The sequence below is a fragment of the Stenotrophomonas sp. 3diitr2024 genome (assembly GCF_042136455.1).
Lineage (GTDB): Bacteria > Pseudomonadota > Gammaproteobacteria > Xanthomonadales > Xanthomonadaceae > Stenotrophomonas > Stenotrophomonas sepilia.
Map to the genome: position 1 here is coordinate 13,980 of NZ_JBHHMJ010000557.1, position 19,125 is coordinate 33,104.

The 19,125-nt window shown below is 67.7% G+C and carries 16 protein-coding genes and 2 tRNA genes; 17 read left to right on the forward strand and 1 reads right to left on the reverse strand.

The window, feature by feature from the left end:
• The first annotated feature begins 21 nt into the window (after nucleotides 1–21).
• From ABGA94_RS14260 to ABGA94_RS14320, 13 genes are all read left to right on the forward strand, one after another.
• Nucleotides 22–693 carry a response regulator transcription factor gene (locus ABGA94_RS14260; protein WP_005415973.1) on the forward strand — a complete coding sequence of 224 codons (672 nt, stop codon included), beginning with the start codon at nucleotides 22–24 and terminating at the stop codon, nucleotides 691–693.
• A gap of 1 nt (nucleotide 694) precedes the next feature.
• Entirely contained in the window at nucleotides 695–2,038 is a 1,344-nt protein-coding gene (locus ABGA94_RS14265; protein WP_065177374.1) for a HAMP domain-containing sensor histidine kinase, read from the forward strand.
• Nucleotides 2,039–2,097: 59 nt separating this feature from the next.
• Complete coding sequence (locus ABGA94_RS14270) at nucleotides 2,098–4,497, forward strand: DNA internalization-related competence protein ComEC/Rec2 (protein ID WP_197598918.1); 2,400 nt, start codon at nucleotides 2,098–2,100, stop codon at nucleotides 4,495–4,497.
• Nucleotides 4,498–4,500: 3 nt separating this feature from the next.
• Nucleotides 4,501–5,163 (forward strand): MotA/TolQ/ExbB proton channel family protein, encoded by a 663-nt coding sequence (locus tag ABGA94_RS14275; protein ID WP_005415976.1) that lies wholly within the window; start codon nucleotides 4,501–4,503, stop codon nucleotides 5,161–5,163.
• 3 nt (nucleotides 5,164–5,166) lie between these two features.
• The gene (locus ABGA94_RS14280) at nucleotides 5,167–5,589 is read left to right on the forward strand and encodes a biopolymer transporter ExbD (RefSeq protein ID WP_005415977.1); all 423 of its coding nucleotides are present in this window, start codon (nucleotides 5,167–5,169) and stop codon (nucleotides 5,587–5,589) included.
• Complete coding sequence (gene msbA / locus ABGA94_RS14285) at nucleotides 5,586–7,334, forward strand: lipid A export permease/ATP-binding protein MsbA (RefSeq protein WP_005415978.1); 1,749 nt, start codon at nucleotides 5,586–5,588, stop codon at nucleotides 7,332–7,334. Before ABGA94_RS14280 ends, msbA begins: the two co-directional genes overlap by 4 nt.
• A complete protein-coding gene (gene lpxK / locus ABGA94_RS14290) occupies nucleotides 7,334–8,353 on the forward strand; it encodes a tetraacyldisaccharide 4'-kinase (RefSeq protein WP_262221447.1) in 1,020 nt (339 codons plus the stop codon). Before msbA ends, lpxK begins: the two co-directional genes overlap by 1 nt.
• 75 nt (nucleotides 8,354–8,428) lie before the next feature.
• The gene (kdsB, locus tag ABGA94_RS14295) at nucleotides 8,429–9,202 is read left to right on the forward strand and encodes a 3-deoxy-manno-octulosonate cytidylyltransferase (protein WP_053500516.1); all 774 of its coding nucleotides are present in this window, start codon (nucleotides 8,429–8,431) and stop codon (nucleotides 9,200–9,202) included.
• Complete coding sequence (locus tag ABGA94_RS14300) at nucleotides 9,199–9,687, forward strand: low molecular weight protein-tyrosine-phosphatase (RefSeq protein WP_375367591.1); 489 nt, start codon at nucleotides 9,199–9,201, stop codon at nucleotides 9,685–9,687. The genes kdsB and ABGA94_RS14300 overlap by 4 nt, the downstream gene beginning before the upstream one ends.
• A complete protein-coding gene (locus ABGA94_RS14305) occupies nucleotides 9,684–11,096 on the forward strand; it encodes a hypothetical protein (RefSeq protein WP_111174715.1) in 1,413 nt (470 codons plus the stop codon). Before ABGA94_RS14300 ends, ABGA94_RS14305 begins: the two co-directional genes overlap by 4 nt.
• Nucleotides 11,093–12,937, forward strand: coding sequence for an excinuclease ABC subunit UvrC (gene uvrC / locus ABGA94_RS14310; protein WP_053500510.1), 1,845 nt, complete (start codon nucleotides 11,093–11,095; stop codon nucleotides 12,935–12,937). Before ABGA94_RS14305 ends, uvrC begins: the two co-directional genes overlap by 4 nt.
• 18 nt (nucleotides 12,938–12,955) lie before the next feature.
• A complete protein-coding gene (gene pgsA / locus ABGA94_RS14315; protein ID WP_005412825.1) occupies nucleotides 12,956–13,582 on the forward strand; it encodes a CDP-diacylglycerol--glycerol-3-phosphate 3-phosphatidyltransferase in 627 nt (208 codons plus the stop codon).
• 236 nt (nucleotides 13,583–13,818) lie between these two features.
• A tRNA-Gly gene (locus ABGA94_RS14320) sits at nucleotides 13,819–13,894 on the forward strand.
• A gap of 149 nt (nucleotides 13,895–14,043) precedes the next feature.
• Here ABGA94_RS14320 and ABGA94_RS14325 read toward each other — a convergent pair.
• Nucleotides 14,044–14,493, reverse strand: coding sequence for a hypothetical protein (locus ABGA94_RS14325; protein ID WP_057500270.1), 450 nt, complete (start codon nucleotides 14,491–14,493; stop codon nucleotides 14,044–14,046).
• A gap of 364 nt (nucleotides 14,494–14,857) precedes the next feature.
• Here ABGA94_RS14325 and ABGA94_RS14330 point away from each other — a divergent pair, with 364 nt between their 5' ends.
• From ABGA94_RS14330 to ABGA94_RS14345, 4 genes are all read left to right on the forward strand, one after another.
• Nucleotides 14,858–15,964, forward strand: coding sequence for an NAD(P)/FAD-dependent oxidoreductase (locus tag ABGA94_RS14330; RefSeq protein ID WP_375367594.1), 1,107 nt, complete (start codon nucleotides 14,858–14,860; stop codon nucleotides 15,962–15,964).
• A gap of 116 nt (nucleotides 15,965–16,080) precedes the next feature.
• A tRNA-Gly gene (locus ABGA94_RS14335) sits at nucleotides 16,081–16,156 on the forward strand.
• A 369-nt stretch (nucleotides 16,157–16,525) separates the two neighbouring features.
• Nucleotides 16,526–17,989: a TolC family protein gene (locus tag ABGA94_RS14340; protein ID WP_111174720.1), complete on the forward strand. Its 1,464-nt coding sequence runs from the start codon at nucleotides 16,526–16,528 to the stop codon at nucleotides 17,987–17,989.
• On the forward strand, nucleotides 17,986–19,125 hold the full coding sequence (locus ABGA94_RS14345) for an ABC transporter permease (protein ID WP_262221450.1): 1,140 nt from the start codon (nucleotides 17,986–17,988) through the stop codon (nucleotides 19,123–19,125). The genes ABGA94_RS14340 and ABGA94_RS14345 overlap by 4 nt, the downstream gene beginning before the upstream one ends.

The following is a 19,125-nucleotide window of genomic DNA, read 5'->3' on the forward strand; positions in this document are numbered from 1 at the left end:
TTTCCGGTTGACGAGTCCCTGATGCGCATCCTCCTGGTCGAAGACGATCCTGATCTGTCCCGCGCCCTGCAATCGGGCCTGGAGCGGCAGGGCGTGGTCGCCGATGTGGTCGGCAGCCTGGCCGAGGCCGCGCTCGCCTTGCGCGAACCGGTGCACCAGCTGCTGCTGCTCGATCGCCAGCTGCCCGATGGCGATGGCGCCGGATTCGTCGCGACGGCGCGTGCGCTGCGGCCGAACCTGGCGGTGATCATGCTCACCGCCAAGGGGACGCTGTCGGACAAGGTCGAAGGCCTGGACGTCGGTGCCGATGACTATCTGGTCAAGCCGGTGGCGATCGAGGAACTGATGGCACGCATCCGCGCGGTATCGCGCAGGCCTTCGGCGATGGTGACGCCGAGCCTGCGGCTGGGGCGGCTCGAGTTCGATTTCGAATCGCTGCAGGCACAGGTGGAGGGCCAGCCCCTGGCATTGCCACGTCGGCAGGTGCTGGTGCTGCAGGCGTTGGCGATGCGGCAGGGCCGCACGGTTACCCGCAGTGCCCTGGAGGCTGCAGTGTACGGGTTCGATGATGAGATCCAATCCAATGCGCTCGATGCGCATATCTCCAAGCTGCGCAAAGCGCTGCAGCAGGCCGGGGCGGGGGTGGAGATCCACGTGATCCGCGGCGTCGGCTACCTGCTGGCGGAGGCTTGAGATGGCCCGTCCGATCCGTTCGATCACCCTTGGCCTGGCTTGGCGCCTCTTCCTGGCGCAGGCCTTCACCGTACTGTTCGCGGTGGTCGCATTGATCCTGACCTGGGGTGACAAGGACTCCTGGGGCATGGACATGTTCGTTGCCGAGGCGGTGGCCAAGGCGGTGCACAGCGAAGGCGGGCGCCTGGTGCTGGACCAGGCGCGCTGGGACAAGCTCGATGCCAACGCCGGGGGCAATCTCTGGTTCGCCGCGGTGGATGACAAGGGCATGTGGCTCGAGCGCGGCACCATCCCAGCCATCCACGCGCCGATGCTCGCGCGGCTGCCGACCGTGGGCGCCACGGAACTGGGCTCGCTGGTGCCCCCCTATCTGGACGTGGCGCGGGTGATGATCCGCAACGAGGACGGGCGCCGCATCACCGTGATGGTCGGTGGCGCGCCCAAGGGCGGGCTGCTGGATGGCGCGCTGATGGTGCTGCGCCTGATCGGCCTGTGGTTCTTCCTGCCACTGATCGTGGTCACCCTGCTTGTGATGCCGACCGTGATCCACCGTGCCATGCGCGGCGTGCGCCGTTCTGCGCAGCAGGCCAAGGAACTGGATATCGGCCAGCCCGGTGCGCGGCTGGATGCGCGGCTGGTCTCCACGGAAGTGGCGCCGCTGGTGGAAGCCTTCAACGATGCCATCGACAAGGTGCAGCAGGGCTATGCAGCGCGCGACAAGTTCCTCGCCGACGCGGCGCACGAATTGCGCGTGCCGATCGCCGTGGTGCAGGCGCGACTGTCTCAGCTGCCGCAGGGCGAGCTGAAATCGCAGTTGCTGACCGATGTGGCGCGGCTGGGCAATGTTGCCGAGCACCTGCTTGATCTGCAGCGCCTTGACCGCAATGTCGGCGCATTGCAGCGGCTGGACCTGGCCCTGCTGGTGCGTGAGGCAGCCGCGGACCTGGCGCCGTTGGTGGTGGGCGCCGGCTATGGATTCGAAGTGGACGCGCCGGAGGCGCCGGTGTGGATCCACGGCGACAGTCTGGCGCTGGGGCGGGTGATTGCCAACCTGGTGCACAACGCGATCGTGCATGGTGGTGGCCGTGGCACCATCTGCGTGCGGTTGGATGCGCGCGGCTTGCTGGAGGTCAGCGATCAGGGTGCGGGCATTCCAGTGAGCGACCGCGAGGCGATCTTCGAGCCGTTCCATCGCCTGCGCGCGGCGGGCAGCGGCAGTGGCCTGGGCCTGCACCTGGTGAAGGAGATCGTGCAGCACCACGGTGGCTCGGTCAGTGTCGGTGAGGCTGCGGGAGGCGGCGCAAGCTTCCGGGTCAATTTCCATCGCGGTAGCGTCCGGCGCTGACGCGTTTGCGGGGAAAGTCCCGATAGGCAAGCTGCCGCCGGTAGCGGCAGGCTGGACCCATGGCCGTCCAGCTTTCCCCGTCTCCCTTGCTGGGCAGTGGCGCCGCTGCGGCGCTGACACTGGGGGCGCTGGCCTGCGTGCAGCTGCCGCGGCTGCCGCCGCTGTGGGTCTGCACGGTGATGATCGTGCTTGGCATGGCGGGGTGGGGCCTGCGTTGGCGGGGGCGCCTGCCCGCGGTCGTGCTGTTCGGTGCCGGATGGACGGCGCTGCACGGGCACTGGGCAATGCAGGAACAGCTGCCGCCAGGCCAGCCAGCACGGGATGTGGTGGTCAGTGGACGGGTCATCGATCTGCCGGACCATGGAGCCGCGCACACCCGCTTCCTGCTGCAGGTCAGCGAGAGCAGCGAACTGCCATCGCTGCGCGGCAAGCGCCTGCAGGTCACCTGGAACGATGCCTGGCGTGCCGCTGACGCCACCGACGCCGGGCGTGGGCGCCATCAGGTCCTGGCCGGCGCGCAGTGGCATCTGGCCTTGCGCGTGCGGGCGCCGCGTTCGCGGATCAATCCCGGTGGTTTCGACGGTGAACGCCACGCGTTGCTGCGCGGCGTGTCCGGCAACGGCACGGTGCGGGCGCCGGCCAGCGCGCGCGAGCTTCAGGCCGCGCATGGCCTGCCGGCATGGCGTGAACGCACCAGCGCCGCCATCGCCGCGCAGGTGGCCCATCCAGCCGCGCGCTTCGTGCAGGCACTTGCCCTGGGCGATACGCGTGGCCTGTCCGACGCCGATTGGGATCAGCTGCGGGCGCTGGGCCTGACCCATCTGGTGGCCATTTCCGGATTCCATGTCGGGGTGGTGGCCGGGCTGGGGGCGTTGCTGTGTCGAGGGCTGTGGTGGCTGTGCCCGCTGCTGGCCCGGCATTGGCCACGCCCCCAGGCGGCGGCCTGCGCCGCGGCCCTGTCCGCAGCGGGCTATGCGGTGCTGGCCGGCGGTGAATTGCCGACCGTGCGCACTGCACTGATGATCGGGCTGGTGGCGCTGGCGCGTAGCGGGCGGCGCCCACTGGGTCTCGTGCAGGGGCTTGCACTGGCGGCGCTGGCGCTGCTGCTGCCGGCGCCCCTGTCAGTGCTGTCCGCAGGCTTCTGGCTCAGCTTCGGCGGCGTCCTGTGGCTGGTCTGGTGCCTGCCGCAGGGACGTCCGCGTGGGGTGATCGCCAACCTGCGCGGGTTCCTGGCCGCACAAGGGGTGGCCAGCGTCGGCCTGTTGCCGCTGGGCATCGCCTTGTTCGGTGGCACCGCCTGGCTGGGGCCGTTGGTGAACCTGCCGGTCATCCCGTGGTGGACATTGCTGGTGGTGCCCTTGTCGCTGCTCGGCACCGCCCTGCAGGTGCTGCATGACGGCGCCGGGCGCTGGGCGTGGCGCGCAGCGGCGTGGTTGTTCGAAACCAGCTGGCAGGCCCTGCAGCCACTGGCTGCGCATCCACAGGCGATGTGGTGGTTGGCCGAGGCACCGGCCTGGGCAGTGCCGGCGGCGCTGCTGGGCGTGTTCTGGTGGCTGCTGCCACGCGGTGCCGGGGGCGGGCTGGCTGGCCTCCTGCTGTGCCTGCCGCTGCTGTGGCCGTTGCGCGAGCGGCCGGCCGAGGGAGAGCTGGAGCTGCTGGTGCATGACGTCGGGCAGGGCACGGCGGTATTGCTGCGTACCGCGCGGCATGCGCTCTGGTACGACGTGGGGCCGCCGATCGGAGGTGAGGGCAGCGAGCGGGTCCTGGTTCCGTCATTGCGGGCGCTGGGGCAGGCACGGCCCGACCGCGTGCTGATCAGTCACGACGATCTCGATCATGCCGGCAACCTGCCGAGCCTGCGCCTTCAGTTGCCGGAGCTGCCCCTGTTGGCGCCGCCGGGCAGCACGATCGCCGGGGCCGGGCGCTGCCAACGCGGCCTGCGCTGGCGCTGGGACGGCGTCGACTTCCAGGTGCTGCACCCGGATGCAGGCAGCCAGCGGGCTGAAAACGAGGACAGCTGCGTGCTGCGCGTGGCCAGCGCGTATGGTGGGGTCCTGTTGCCAGGGGACATCGGCCGCCCGGCCGAACAGGCGCTGCTGCGGGCGTCTCCGGCGGCGCTGAAGGCGGATGTGGTGCTGGTGCCGCACCATGGCAGCGGCGGCAGCTCCAGCGCGCCCTGGGTGGCGGCGGTGTCAGCCCGGCTGGCGCTGGTTTCGGCCGGGCACCAGAACCGCTTCGGCCACCCGCGCCGGGACGTGGTCCGGCGCTGGCAGGCGCAGGGAGCCGAGGTGGTGTCCACTGCGGAGTCCGGGGCGATCCGCGTATGGCTTGGCGCACAAGGGCTGCAGCTGCGTGAACAGCGTATCCATGCATCCCGGTGGTGGGATGCCGCTGGGCGGGCGCGGTCGGCTGTTATCCTATCGCCGATCAAACAAGCGGCCGTTGGGCCGGAGGGTTGAAACGTGTGGGAACTGGTCAAGGCCGGTGGCTGGCCGATGGTGCCGCTGCTGCTGTTGGGCGTACTGGCTTTGGCGATCATCCTGGAGCGTTTCTGGTCCCTGCGGCGGACTGAAGTGCTGCCGCCCGGCCTCGGCCAGGAAGTGCGCAACTGGGCCGCACGCGGCAAGCTTGACCCGGCGCACCTGCAGACCCTGCGTGCCAACTCGCCGCTGGGCGCATTGCTGGCGGCCGCGCTGGAAGCCCGCAATCGTCCGCGCGACCAGATCCGCGAGCGCATCGAGGACACCGGCCGCCACCTGGTGCACCGCATGGAACGTTTCCTCAACGCGCTGGGCACCATTGCCTCGGCCGGCCCGCTGCTGGGCCTGCTGGGCACGGTGATCGGCATGATCCAGATGTTCCTGGGCATCCTCGACCATGGGGTGGGCGACGTGAACCAGCTGGCCGGCGGTATCGGCAAGGCGCTGGTGTGCACCGCCACGGGCATGATCGTGGCCATTCCGGCACTGATGTTCCATCGCTACTTCAAGGGCCGCATCCACGGCTACGTGGTGGAAATGGAGCAGGAAGCCAGTGCCCTGCTGGACACGCTCGACGGTCGCCCCGGGGTGATGAACCCGGCCGCGCCGGCGCGACCGGCCAACGCCGCGACGGCGAAGGCCTGATCGATGCGTATCGGCAATGACCGCTCCCAGGATGAGCCGCATATCGATCTGGTTCCGCTGATCGACGTCATCCTGGTGCTGATCATCTTCTTCGTGGTCACCACCACCTTCGATGCGCGCTCGACGCTGCAGGTGCAGCTGCCTACCGCCAGTCAGCAGCCCAACAACGAGCCGCCGCGTTCGCTCAGCGTGCTGATCAACGCCGAAGGCCGCTATTTCATCAATGACCAGGAAGTGCTGCGCAGCGACGTCGAGTCGGTCAAGCAGACCATCGCGTCCGTGGCCGGCAGTGACCGCAGCCAGCCCGTGCTGCTGCGCGCCGACGCACGCACTCCCTACCAGGCCGTGGTGACCGCGCAGGACGCGCTCGGTCAACTCGGTTTCCGTCGTATCGCCATTGCAACTGCGCCAGAGGTGCGTCCATGAGTTCCCATCACGCGCCGGTGTGGCCGATCTACAAACGTCTGCTGGGCTACACCCGCACCTACTGGGTGTTCATGGTGGGCGCGGTCATCGCCATGGTGGTCGAGGCCCTGGCCGGCTACCACTTCACCAAGCTGATGGAGCCGCTGGTCAACGAAGGTTTCGTCGACCCGCAGCCGCGCGCGGCCGTGGTGCTGCCGCTGACCATCCTCGGCCTGTTCCTGATGCGTAGCGTGGCCACCTGGGTCAGCGACTACACGCTGGCCAAGACTGGCCGCAGCGTGGTCCGCGACCTGCGTGAGCAGGTGCTGCAGAAGTACCTGCACCTGCCGTCGTCGCACTTCGATACCGAAGCGACGCCGGTGATGGTCAGCCGCCTGAACTTCGATACCGAGCAGGTCACCCAGGCCAGCGCCGACGCGCTGAAGACCGTGGTGGCCGACACCCTCACCATCATCGCGATGCTGGCGGTGATGCTGCAGATGAGCGTCAAGGTGACCTTGGCAATGCTGCTGGTGGTGCCGCTGATCGGTGGCATCGTGTCCTACGTGGGCAAGCGCTACCGCCGCATCAGCCGCGGCATCCAGGACGGCATGGGCACCATGGCGCAGACTGCCGAGCAGTCGCTGGCCGCGCAGCAGGAAGTGAAGGTGCACGGCACCCAGCAGCATGAGATCTCGCGCTACTCGCGCCTGGCCAACCGCATGCTGGCGCTGAACATGAAGGTCGAGGTCACCCGCGCCGCCGCCTCCAGCGTGGTGCAGTTCCTGGCCGCACTGGCGCTGGCGGTGATCGTCTGGGTATCGACCCGCGAGGCCCTGGCGGGCCGGCTCAATGCCGGCCAGTTCATGGGCCTGATGACATCGATGATGGCCATCATTCCATCGCTGCGCCGCCTGACCAGCGTACAGACGTCGATTTCGCGCGGTGTCTCTGCTGCCGAGCGCCTGTTCGGCATTCTCGACATGCCAGTGGAGCGCGACCAGGGGCAGCGACACGTGCAGCGCGTGCGGGGCGAACTGGCGTTCGACCACGTCATGCTGCGTTACCGCGAGGACAGCGGCATCGCCCTGGATGACATCAGCTTCGTTGCCAAGCCAGGCACGGTGACGGCCATTGTCGGCCGTTCCGGCAGTGGCAAGACCAGCCTGATCCGGCTGGTGCCACGCTTCTACGAGCCCAGCGGCGGTGTCATCACCCTCGACGGCGTGGCACTGGACGACTACCCGCTGGCCGACCTGCGCCGGCAGGTGGCAATGGTCGGGCAGAAGGTCATGCTGTTCGATGACACCATCGCTGCCAACATCGCCTATGGCATGGAAGCGACCGACGAGCAGATCCGCGCGGCGGCCGAGGCCGCCAACGCGTGGGAGTTCATCGCACGCATGCCGCAGCAGCTGCAGACCCCGGTGGGCGAGAATGGCGCGCTGCTGTCCGGTGGCCAGCGCCAGCGCCTGGCGATTGCCCGCGCGATCCTGCGCGACGCCCCGATCCTGATCCTCGACGAAGCCACTGCGGCGCTGGACAACGAATCCGAGCGCCTGGTGCAGGACGCGCTGCAGCGCCTGATGCCCGAACGCACCACGCTGGTCATCGCGCACCGGCTGTCGACCATCGAGCATGCCGACCAGGTACTGGTCATGGATCATGGCCGCATCGTTGAACGCGGCACGCACAAAGAGCTGCTCGAACTGGGCGGCCTGTACCAGCATCTGCACAGCATGCAGTTCCGCGAAAGGCAGGACTGATGGCCGGCAAGGGCACCCAGACCCCGCCGTACTGGTATGACGGCACCCCGGTTCCGTGGGCGATGCGCCTGCTGGCGCCGCTGTACGCAGGTGTCACCGCACTGCGCCGGCGCGCCTATCGGCGTGGCTGGCGCAAGCGCCACTCGCTGCCGGTGCCGGTCATCGTGGTCGGCAACATCACCGCCGGTGGTACCGGCAAGACGCCGCTGACGATTGCCCTGGTCGAGCGCCTGCGCGCGGCCGGCTGGAAGCCGGGCGTGGCCAGCCGCGGCTATGGTCGCGAAGACGCCGACAAGCCGCTGTGGGTGCAGGCCGATACGCCAACCGCGAAGGGCGGTGACGAACCGGTGCTGATCGCCTGGAAGACCGGCGTGCCGGTGCGCGTGGACCGTGACCGTGTCGCCGCCGGCAAGGCGCTGATCGAGGCCGGCTGCGATGTAATCGTCTGCGACGACGGTTTGCAGCACTACCGGCTGGCGCGCGACATCGAGATCGAAGTGGTCGATGCCCAGCGTCGCTATGGCAATGGCCGGATGATCCCGGCCGGGCCGTTGCGCGAGCCGGTCAGCCGCGCGAGCGAGTGCGATTTCCGCGTGGTCAACCTCGGCCAGGCCGATGAGCAGACCGCGGCACAGGCCTGTGGCTTCGGCCAGTGGCCAATGTCCCTGCACATCGACAGTGCGCAGCCGCTGGCCGGTGGCCGCGCGCGCCCGCTGGCGTACTTCAAGGGCCAGCGGGTGCACGCGGTGGCCGGCATCGCCCATCCACAGCGCTTCTTCGACATGCTGCGCGCGCGCGGGATCGGCGTGGTGCCGCATGCGTTCGCCGACCACCAGGCCTACCAGCCGCAGGATCTGTCCTTCGGCAGCCAGTTGCCGGTACTGATGACCGAAAAGGATGCGGTGAAATGCCGGGCGTTCGGCAACGACTGGCACTACGCGGTTCCGCTGCGCGCCGAGTTGCCCGCCGCGTTCTGGGTGGCGTTGACCGATCGCCTGGACAAGCTGCGACCGAACTGAGTGGCGCGGCGGCGCTTGCATTCACGCGCCGCTGGCCGCATTCCCGTTGTAACGAGCCTGCCGAGAACCGCCCGCATGACCGAATTCGTCGTCGCCATTCCGGCCCGCTTTGCCGCCTCGCGGCTGCCGGGCAAGCCGCTGCGCCCGCTGGGCGGTGAGCCGCTGGTGCTGCATGTGGCGCGCCGCGCGCTGCAGGCCGGTGCCCGCGAGGTCTGGGTGGCGACCGACGACCAACGCATTTCCGATGCGCTGTCCGGGTTGGCCGAGGTGAAGGTGGCGATGACCGCGACCACGCATGCCTCGGGCACCGATCGCCTGGCCGAGTGCGCACGCATTGCCGGCTGGGCCGATGACACGGTGGTGGTCAACCTGCAGGGCGACGAACCGTTCGCGCCGGCGACCGGCATCCGCGCGGTGGCCGATGCGCTGGTCGCTGGCACTGCGCCGATGTCGACTCTCGCCACGACCGTCGAGGACGCGCACACCCTGTTCGACCCGAACGTCGTGAAGCTGGTGCGCAACGTGCGCAACGAGGCGATGTACTTCAGCCGCGCGCCGATCGCCTGGCACCGCGACGGCTTCGCACGCAGCCGCGACACGCTGCCGGACGGCCATCACTGGCTGCGCCACATCGGCATCTATGGCTATCGCGCCGGCTTCCTGCAGCAGTTCGCGGCGATGCCGCCGGGCCAGCTGGAGCAGGTCGAATCGCTGGAGCAGCTGCGCGTGCTGGAAGCGGGCTACCCGATCAGCGTGGCGATCTCGCCCGAGCCGTTCCCGCCGGGCATCGATACGCCCGAGGACCTGGAGCGCGCCGAGGGGCTGCTGCAGGCGATGGCCGCGCGATGAGGCTGCTGGTCGTCTGCCTCGGCAACATCTGCCGTTCGCCGATGGCCGAAGGCGCGCTGCGCGCACGCCTGGATGCCTCGCCGCTGGCCGGGCGGGTGCAGGTCGATTCGGCCGGCACGGGCGACTGGCACGTGGGCGAGCCGCCGGACCGCCGCGCGATCGCCTGCGCGGCCGGGCACGGCGTGGACATCGGCGGCCTGCGCGCACGCCAGCTGCAGGCCGTGGATTTCGAACGTTTCGACTGGATCCTGTGTGCCGACGAGGCCAACCTGCGTGATGCCGGGCGCCTGGCGACGGCGGCCCAGCGTGAACGGCTGGCGTTGTATCTGCCCTGGTCCGGCGGGCAGGGGCGGGTAACCATCCCTGATCCCTACACCGGCGGCAGCGATCATTTCGAACAGGTCTGGTCGCTGGTCGACGATGCTGCAAAACGTGCGGTGGCACGACTGTTGCATGACGCCGACTCCGGCATAATCAGGTCATGAACGTCCAGCCCGTCCCGGACCTGCCCGAATTCGCCACCTGGCTCAATGCCACTCCCTGCACCCTGACCGAACTGCGCGGCCGGCCGGTCGCGCTGCTGTTCGTCAATGCGGCCTCCGCCTGGAGTGCGCAACGCCTGGCCGAGTTCGGCCAATGGCTGTCGCGCCACCCGGGCAAGCTGCAGCCGCTGGTGCTGCAGGTGCCGCGTTTTGATTTCGAACGCGATGCCACGGCCGCACTGAAGCTGCTGCGCCGTCAGGGCCTGACCATGCCCGTGCTGCTCGATGCCGACTGGGATGGCTGGCGCCGCTTCGGCGTCACCGCCTGGCCGACCATGGTGCTGCTGGACGCGCAGGGCCGTGAACAGCAACGGCTGGTCGGGCAGGGCGCGCCCGGTGAACTGGAGCGCGCCTTGAACGCGCTGTGCCACGGCGCACCTTCGGCGCCGCCGCGTGGCGGCAGCGAACTGCATCCGGAACCGCGCCAGGCCCTGCGCTTCCCGCAGGGGCTGGCGGTCAGCACCGAACGTCTGTACATCGCCGACAGCGGTCATCACCGCATTCTCGAATGCAGCCATGGCGGCCGCATCCTGCGTCAGTTCGGCCTCGGCACCGCCGATTTCATGGATGGCAATCTCGCCGAAGCGGCGTTCCACCGCCCGCAGGCGCTGGTGCTGGAGCGCGATTCGCTGTACGTCGCCGATACCGGCAACCATGCCGTGCGCCGCATCAATCTGCTGACCGGCATCGTCGACACGCTGTGCGGCAACGGGCGACCCGGCGCGCCGGTGGAGGGCCCGGTGGCGCAGGCGCGGCAGGTCTCGCTGGACCATCCGGTTGGCCTGGCCATCGCCGACAACCAGCTGCACATCGCAATGGCCGGCGACAACCGCATCTGGAGCTACCACCTGGGCCAGCGCAGCCTGCAATGGCGCGCCGGCAGTGGTTCCATCGACGAGCGTGATGGCAGTGGTCATCTGGCTGCCTTCGCGCAACCGACCGCGCTGGCCGTGGTGCAGCAGGTGCTGTACGTCGCCGATGCGTTGGGATCCTCGATCCGTGCACTGCAACTGCGTGGTGACCTGGTGCAGACACTGGTCGGGCAGGGGCCGTGGCGCTTCGGCAGTGAAGACGGCCCGCGTGCGCAGGCCAGCCTGCAGTTCCCGCAGGCGATCGCACTGGGCGCGGACGCCCCGCTGCTGTGGATCGCCGACACCGGCAACGGTCGCCTGCGCACGCTGCGCCTGGGCGGCGGTGAACTGACCACCCAGCCGCTGCCGCGCCGCCTGCACGGCCCGGCTGGCCTGGCCGTGGGCGCAGGTGCGGTGTGGATCGCCGAGACCGACGCCCATGCCGTGCTGCGATTCGACCCCGACAGCGGCGTGCTCAGCGAAGTCCCGATCAGCGAATGACCGACGTTCCCGCCCCGGCCTTCGACGGCAAGGCCTTCGCGGCCCAGCTCAGCACCGCCCCCGGCGTGTACCGCATGTACGCGGCCGACGACACCCTGCTGTACGTGGGCAAGGCGCGCGCGCTGCGCAACCGCGTCGGCAGCTATTTCAACGGCAGCCCGAAGAACGCGCGGATCATGTCGATGATCTCGCAGATCACGCGCATGGACGTGACCGTGACGCGCTCGGAAGCCGAGGCGTTGCTGCTGGAGAATCAGCTGATCAAGTCGCTGTCGCCGCGCTACAACGTCTCGCTGCGCGACGACAAGACCTACCCGCATGTGCTGCTGACCCGCGAGGACTGGCCGCGCATCGCCCTGCATCGTGGCCCGCGCGCCATTCCCGGCCGCTATTTCGGGCCGTATCCGGGCGTGACCGCAGTGCGCGAAACGCTGAACCTGATGCACAAGCTGTTCAAGCTGCGCAGTTGCGAGGACAGCGTGTTCCGCAACCGCTCGCGGCCGTGCCTGCAATACCAGATCGGCCGCTGCAGCGCGCCCTGCGTGGAGCTGGTGCCGGCCGCGGACTACGCCGAATCGGTGCGCCGTGCTGCGCTGTTCCTGGAAGGCAAGAGCGACGAGCTGACCCGCGAGCTGGGCGAGCAGATGCAGGCCGCCAGCGAGGCCCTGGAGTTCGAGCAGGCCGCGCGCCTGCGCGACCTGATCTCCTCGCTGCGCAGCATGCAGACGCGCCAGTACGTGGACGGCCGCGCCGCCGACCTGGACGTGCTGGCGGTGGCCATGCAGGGTTCGCAGGCCTGCGTGCTGCTGCTGGCTTTCCGCGATGGCCGCAACCTCGGCACCCGCCCGTTCTTCCCGCGTACCAACGGCGAGGAGAGTCCGGAGGAAGTGCTGGCCGCGTTCGTCTCGCAGTACTACATCGAATTCGAGCCGCCGCGCGAGATCCTGCTGGATCGCGAGATTCCCGATGCCGACCTGCTGGTTGCGGCGCTGTCGGCCTCGGCCGAGCGCAAGGTGCAGCTGAAGTGGAACGTGCGCGGCGAGCGCGCCGGCTATGTGGAGCTGGCCAGCCGCAACGCGCAGCTGACCCTGGCCACTGAACTCAACAGCCGCAATGCGCAGCATGCGCGCAGCGATGCACTGCGCGAGATGCTGGGCCTGGCCGAGCCGGTCAAGCGGGTCGAGTGCTTCGATATCAGCCATACGCTGGGCGAGGCCACTGTGGCCTCGTGCGTGGTGTTCGACGCCGCCGGTCCGGTACGCGCGCAGTACCGCCGCTTCAACATCAGCGGCATCGAGCCGGGCGACGACTACGCCGCGATGCGCCAGGCCATCGATCGGCGCTTCCGCCGTGCGGTGGAAGAGCAGGGCGTGCTGCCGGACGTACTGCTGATCGACGGTGGTGCCGGTCAGCTGGCGCAGGCGCAGGCCGCGCTGGCCGACCTGGGCGTGGAAGGCGTGCTGCTGGTGGGCGTGGCCAAAGGCGTGGAGCGCCGCGCCGGCCACGAAGCGCTGGTGATGCCCGATGGCCGCGAGCTGCGCCCGGGCGCGGCCAACCCGGCGCTGCAGTTCATCCAGCAGGTGCGCGACGAGGCGCATCGCTTTGCCATCACCGGCCACAGGGGGCGCCGCCAGAAGGCGCGGATGACCAGCAAGCTGGAGGATATCCCCGGCATCGGGCCGCGCCGCCGCGCCAGCCTGCTCAAGCATTTCGGCGGTCTTGTGGGCCTGAAAGCCGCTGGCGAAGCGGAAATCGCCAAGGTGGAAGGCATCAATGACGCCCTCGCGGCACGTATCTACGCTAACCTGCACGGGTTGGCCACGCCTGATGCGGCCGAGTAGAGAGAGAAGCACGCAAGCATGAAGTTGACCCTGCCCACCTGGCTGACGTTGTTGCGGATCGTGATGATCCCGGTGCTGGTGCTGGTGTTCTACCTGCCCTACACCTGGACCAACTTCGCTTCGGCGGCGATCTTCGGCCTGGCCGCGATCACCGACTGGCTCGACGGCTGGATCGCACGCCGTTACCAGCTGGAGTCGGCCTTCGGTGCGTTCCTCGACCCGGTCGCGGACAAGCTGATGGTGGCAGTGGCACTGTTCCTGATCGTGCAGGGCCACCCGACGCCGTGGATGGCGTTCTGGGCGGCGGTGATCGTCGGCCGCGAGATCGCGGTGTCGGCGCTGCGCGAATGGATGGCCGAGCTGGGCCAGCGCGCGAAGGTGCGCGTGGCGATGATCGGCAAGATCAAGACCACCGCGCAGATGGTCGCGCTGCTGTGCCTGCTGTATTCGGTGGCGCCGAACGTGCCGGTGGAAGACATCTGGATGGGCTGGCCGGTGTTCCACATCGGCGACTGGACCCTGGCCATTGCCGCCGTGCTGACCCTGTGGTCGGGCCTGCAGTACCTGCACGCCGCTTGGCCGAGCCTGCGCGATGACGAGCGCGCCGCGCGCGAGCGTGCACGGCAGAAGAAGCTGGGCAACTGAGCCCCGGGGTCGGATCCCTTTCCGAAGGAAAGGGCTCTGACCCCATCGATGCGCTATCCACGCATGGCGTGGATGTACTGGAAATGCTGCGTCCACGGATGGTGCGGATCCATCGGTTTGCGGGGATGCCGTGGTAGATCCACGCCATGCGTGGATAGCGCGGTGCTGGGCGTCTCGCAGGTCCTGAAAAAAGCGCTTGACGCCATTCTTGGAATAGGTAAAATTTCGCCTCCCAAGCGGGAATAGCTCAGTTGGTAGAGCGCAACCTTGCCAAGGTTGAGGTCGCGAGTTCGAGTCTCGTTTCCCGCTCCAGATTCAAGAAGAACGCTCCCGCAAGGGGGCGTTTTTCGTTATGGGCCGTCAACGTGCCCCGAGGTGATTTCGAGCAGAGTATGGGAGTGGCTTGATGTGGTGGGCATCGCCATCTGCTTGCGAGGCTAGGTGCATTGCAGGAAGAGGGCCTAGAACGGCAACCCTCCGGAGACGATCGCCAGTTTTCCGTGCTTGTCGAATGTCATATGGATTCGATAGTTGCCGCATATCCAGCGCATGCGGCTGTTCTCCGGGTTCTTCCATTCTGGTTCGCCAAACATTGACAGGATTTCGTCCCTGCCTTGGCCGAAAGTGAGGTCGTGGGGCAAGGCACCTTGGTAAATGGAAAAGTCCCCAATCTGCCGTCCGTAGTAGCGGAAGTTGGATAGCACCAGCGCATTGGTCGGATAGTCGCGGGCAGGGGAGACCAAAGACTCAGAATCCGAGAGGGTCAGCTCGATACCTAGTGACTCATTTGATAGGTAGGCATCCGTCCATTCGGATTCCAACACGGGAACATCGACTATGCCAAGCTCCATCAGAAGGTGCTGGATTTCTTCTTCGCCGTAGTAGTATCCAAGATGGTCAAAGTGATCCATGTGCGTTCTCGAATGTTCTGATCCGGGCTGGTCGCTCGTCCCTGATTTCCATTGGGAGAAGACGTTGCGTGGAGTGTTCAGTTCCCCGCCGGCCGATTGACAACGTTCAATCGCTTCTGCCAATGCTCACCTGCAGCTTGCCGTTCTCATGTGACGGGTATCGGTTTGATTGGCAATCCCCAAGACTGGCTTGGTGATTCACTGACCGCAAAATATCGATGGTCATCCTGACTCAGTCCATACAAGTTTTCTGAATTGCTGGCTGATCGGAAGAGGTGGCTTCATCCCCACTTCACCCACACCCCATCGCCCTACCATCCGCGCTGGCGAACCTGCATCTCCGATTCTCCAAGGCGATGCAGCCATGCCCCAAACTCCTTCCGCCTACGACCATGATGTGGTCATCGTCGGCGCCAGTTTCGCCGGTGCCGCCTGCGCATTGGCCGCTGCCCAGTACGGGCTGCGCGTCTGCGTGGTGGAACGCAAGGCCGACCCCGGCGAGCGCTTGCACACCACCGGCATCGTGGTGAAGGAAGCGATGGAGCAGACCTGGCTGGGGCGCATGCCCGAACATCTGGTGCAACGGGTCGCCAACGTGCGCCTCTATGCGCCGAACCTGCGCAGCGTATTGCTGGCCGCACCGGGTTACTACTTCCTCACCACCGATACGCCGAACCTGATGCGCTGGCTGGCCAGCGAACTGCATGCGAACGGTGTCGACCTGCGCCTGCAGCAGTCCTTCACCGACGCCCATCGCCGCGGTGACGGCTGGCAGGTGGAAGGGGCAGGGAGCTGCGCCTATCTGGCTGGCGCCGATGGCGCGCGCTCACGCGTGGCCCGGCGCACCGGCCTCGGCCAGGTACGTGACAACCTCTACGGCGTAGAACGTGAGTTCGCCGGTCAGCAGGTGGCGCAGGGCGATGCGCTGCATTGCTTCGTCAGCAAGCGCTACGCCCCGGGCTACATCGGCTGGGGCGCCCAGAATCCGAGCGGTCTGCAGGTCGGGTTGGCGCTGCGTCACGATCCGCAACGGGTGCGGCCGCCGGACATTGAGGGTTTCCTCGACCACGTGCGCGGTGTGGTCAACATTCCGCCTTCGGCGCGCCCCTCGGCCACCCGCGCCGGCCTGGTGCCCTGCGGCCGACCGGATGGCCCGATCACTGGCCACCGGCTGATCCTGACCGGCGACGCGGCGGGCATCGTCTCGCCGCTCTCCGCCGGGGGTATCCACTCCTCGTGGCGGCATGGCTGGGCGGTCGGCGAGGCGATTGCCCGCCATCTGCGTGGGCAAGGGCCGGAAGCGGAACGGGTGGCGCAGCAGGTGGCGCCGGCGTTCCATGGCAAGCGCCTGCTGCGCTGGGCGATGGATCATCTGCAGGTGGACTGGCCGTTCAACGCGCTGCTGCATACGTCCGCCACGCGGCGCATCGCCGAGCAGATCTATTTCCATCGTCGTGGCGTACGCGCGTGAAGGGTACCGGCAGGCGTGCCTGGGCGCCGTCCCTCGCTTCCCGTGAAAATTCCTGTTGACGCCGTGCAGCGATATCGACACAATAGCGCTCCTTCGACGCAGGTCGAACGAAATCTGCGGGAATAGCTCAGTTGGTAGAGCGCAACCTTGCCAAGGTTGAGGTCGCGAGTTCGAGTCTCGTTTCCCGCTCCAGATTCATGAAGAACGCTCCCGAAAGGGGGCGTTTTTCATTTGTCATGATGTTGGCGGCAGGGGCCGCTACAGTCGCGCCACGGCATCTTCATAGCGGGCGTGATATCACTCGCCCGGCGTGACGAATCCGAGGTCAGTGTCGCAATCGGAATGGCGGGACGCATCGGTCGTGGGGACGACCGCAGGCGAGGGAAGCGGAGAGCGCGTCAACAAGACGCAATGGCCTGGATGTTGCACCAGCGTTCCGCGCGTCGCATGCACTGAAAGGCTGGCGAAAGGCCAACACCATCGTTGCCTGAACCGCACGCGTGTTGTGACCGTTTTCGGACCAATTCTCCATGTTCGCTCCACAATCGCACGGTAGCCTTCATGCTCCTTCTACACGTTGGCGGGCTGGTGGTCAGGCGTATCACTCCAGTGGCAGTGCCCAGGACCGGGCGCGGACTCTCCCTGCAGGCAGTGCTGCGCCCGGGCGCGCTGCTGACCAGCCTGGCGCTGGCGGGTTGCATGTCGGTGCCGGCTCCGGACCTGCCTGATCGCACACCCAGCACCTGGACCCAGGTGCCGCAGGGCCAGGGCGTGGCGGTGGATGCCAGGCAGTGGTGGAAGGTGCTGGCCGACCCGGCGCTGGACGGCCTGGTCGATCAAGCCATCGCCGGCAACCTTGATCTGCAGCAGGCCACGTTGCGCCTGCAAGCAGTGCGGATCGTCGCCGGCACCTCGGATTCGCGCTTCCTGCCGGAGATCTCGGCCAGCGCCAAGCAGGTACAGGACGCCGCCGCGGTCGACACCTATTTCCATGCAGGCATCGAAGCGATCTGGGACCTGGGCCTGTTCGGCGCCGCCGAGAGTGCCCATCTCAGCGCGCAGGCCTCGGCCGGCAATGCTGAGGCGTTGCGCAATGCCGCACAAGTGGCGGTGATTGCCGACGTGGTGCGCAGCTATCTGGACCTGACCGTAGCGCAGGCCCAGCAGGATCTGCTGGTCAGACAGCAGGCCGTGGATGATCGCGGCGAACAACTGGCACGGGTTCGCCTGCGCCTGCGCCTGGATGAGCCGGGCGAGCTGGAACGCCTGCGCGCGCGCCAGGCGGCGACCCGGGCAGCGACGGCGCAGGCCCGCGAAAATGCGGACAACGCGGCCCGCGCGCTGGCGCTGCTGCTGGGGCGTGACGGGCCGGATCCCGCCTGGCGCGCGTACCGCGCGCCGCCGAAGCTCGGTGCATTCTCGCTGCAGCAGGTCCCTGCGGATCTGCTGCGCTACCGCCCGCAGATCCTGCTGGCCGAATCAGAGGTGATGCAGGCAGCGGCCAGCAAGGGTTCGGCGCGCGCAGCGATGTATCCACGGGTCAGCCTTGGCGGCTCCATCCTGTACGCGTACAACCTCACCCAGAACGCCCGCTCCAATTCCGATTCGAGCCCGTCGATCGGCCCGTACATCGATATTCCGCTATGGGACTGGGGCCAGCGTCGCGCGCGCTTCCATGCCAATGAAAAGCAGCTGGATGCCGCCTTGCTCGGATACCGCAAGGCGGTGCTGGAAGGCGTGAGCGAAGTGGAAGGCGCGCTGGGCAGCCTGGCGCGGCAGGACAGCAGCATCCAGTCGTTGCGCGCGGCCAACGACGCCGCCGGGCAGCAGGTCAAGCGCCAGGCGCGGCAGGTGCAGCTGGGTCTGTCCAGCGAGTTCGATGGACTCGACACGCAACGCGCCGCACTCGCCTCGCAGGCTGATCTGATCGCTGCGCAGGGTGCGCGCGTTCTGGCCTTTGCATCGCTGTACCGCGCCCTCGGCGGCGCCCCGCTGCCTGCCGAGGGTGAGGGCGAACCACAATGATCGCACTCGCCCGCAAGACCCTGGCCTATGAGTGGCGCCGGTTCCTGCCGGTGGTGCTGGCGATGTGTTTTGCCGGTGTGCTGTTGATCGTGCAGGCCGCACTGGTGCTGGGCATCTTCGGTACCGCTGCGATCTATGTGAAAGCGTCCTCGGCTGATATCTGGGCTGGTTTCCCCGGCACCCAGAGTGTGAATTACGGCCATGCAATCAGCGCGGATGTGGAAAGCCATCTACGCATGGACCCGGATGTCACCCGCGTCGAGCCCTACGAGTGGGTCGATGGCGAATGGCGATCCGGCGCGCAGGGCACCGGCAATGTGTCGGTGTACCTGTCCGGTATCTCCACCCGGGACGATGCGATGATGTTCGCGCGCATCCTCCCTGCCAACCTGCGCGCGCAGCTGCGCGAGCCGGGTGCGGTGATCGTCGACAGCGCCGATCTGGATACGCTGGGCGTGGACCTGCAGAACAACCGTGCCTGGATCAATGGCAAGGCGGTGCGCGTGGTCGCTGCACAACCGGGCCTGCGGGGCCTGGGCGGCGTCAACGTGCTGGCCTCGCTGGATACTGCGCGTGCCATCGCCGGTACCGACCCACATGAGGGCAGTACCTACTTCGTGGCGGGCCTGCGCTCGCCGGCCCTGGCCGGTCGTGTGCGTGACCGCTTGTCCGCGTCGATGGGCCGGGCCACGCCGGTCGAGTTCTGGACCGCGCCGGAATTCGCCAGCCGCTCTCAGCAGTACTGGTTGTTCGATACCGGCGCGGGCATCGCGGTGTTGTTCATGGCCGTCATCGTCTGCTTCGTCGGCGCGGTGATCACCAACCAGTCGTTCGCGTCGGTGGTGGCTGGCTCAGTGCGCGAGTACGCCACGCTCAATGCGCTCGGTGCCGGTCGCTACGCGCTGGCGCGGGTGGTGTTCGAGCAGGCCTTGCTGATCGGCGGCGTGGGCATGTTGCTGGCGGCAGCCTTCAGCACGGTGGTCCTGTTGATCGCGCAGACCCAGCGCGTGCCGGTGCAGCTGACACCGATGGTGATCCTCGGCTGCGTGGCGCTGGTGGCGGTGATGGCCATGCTCTCCAGCATCATGGCGGTGCGCAGTGTCGTCCGCTCCGATCCATCGTTGCTGCTGCGTTGA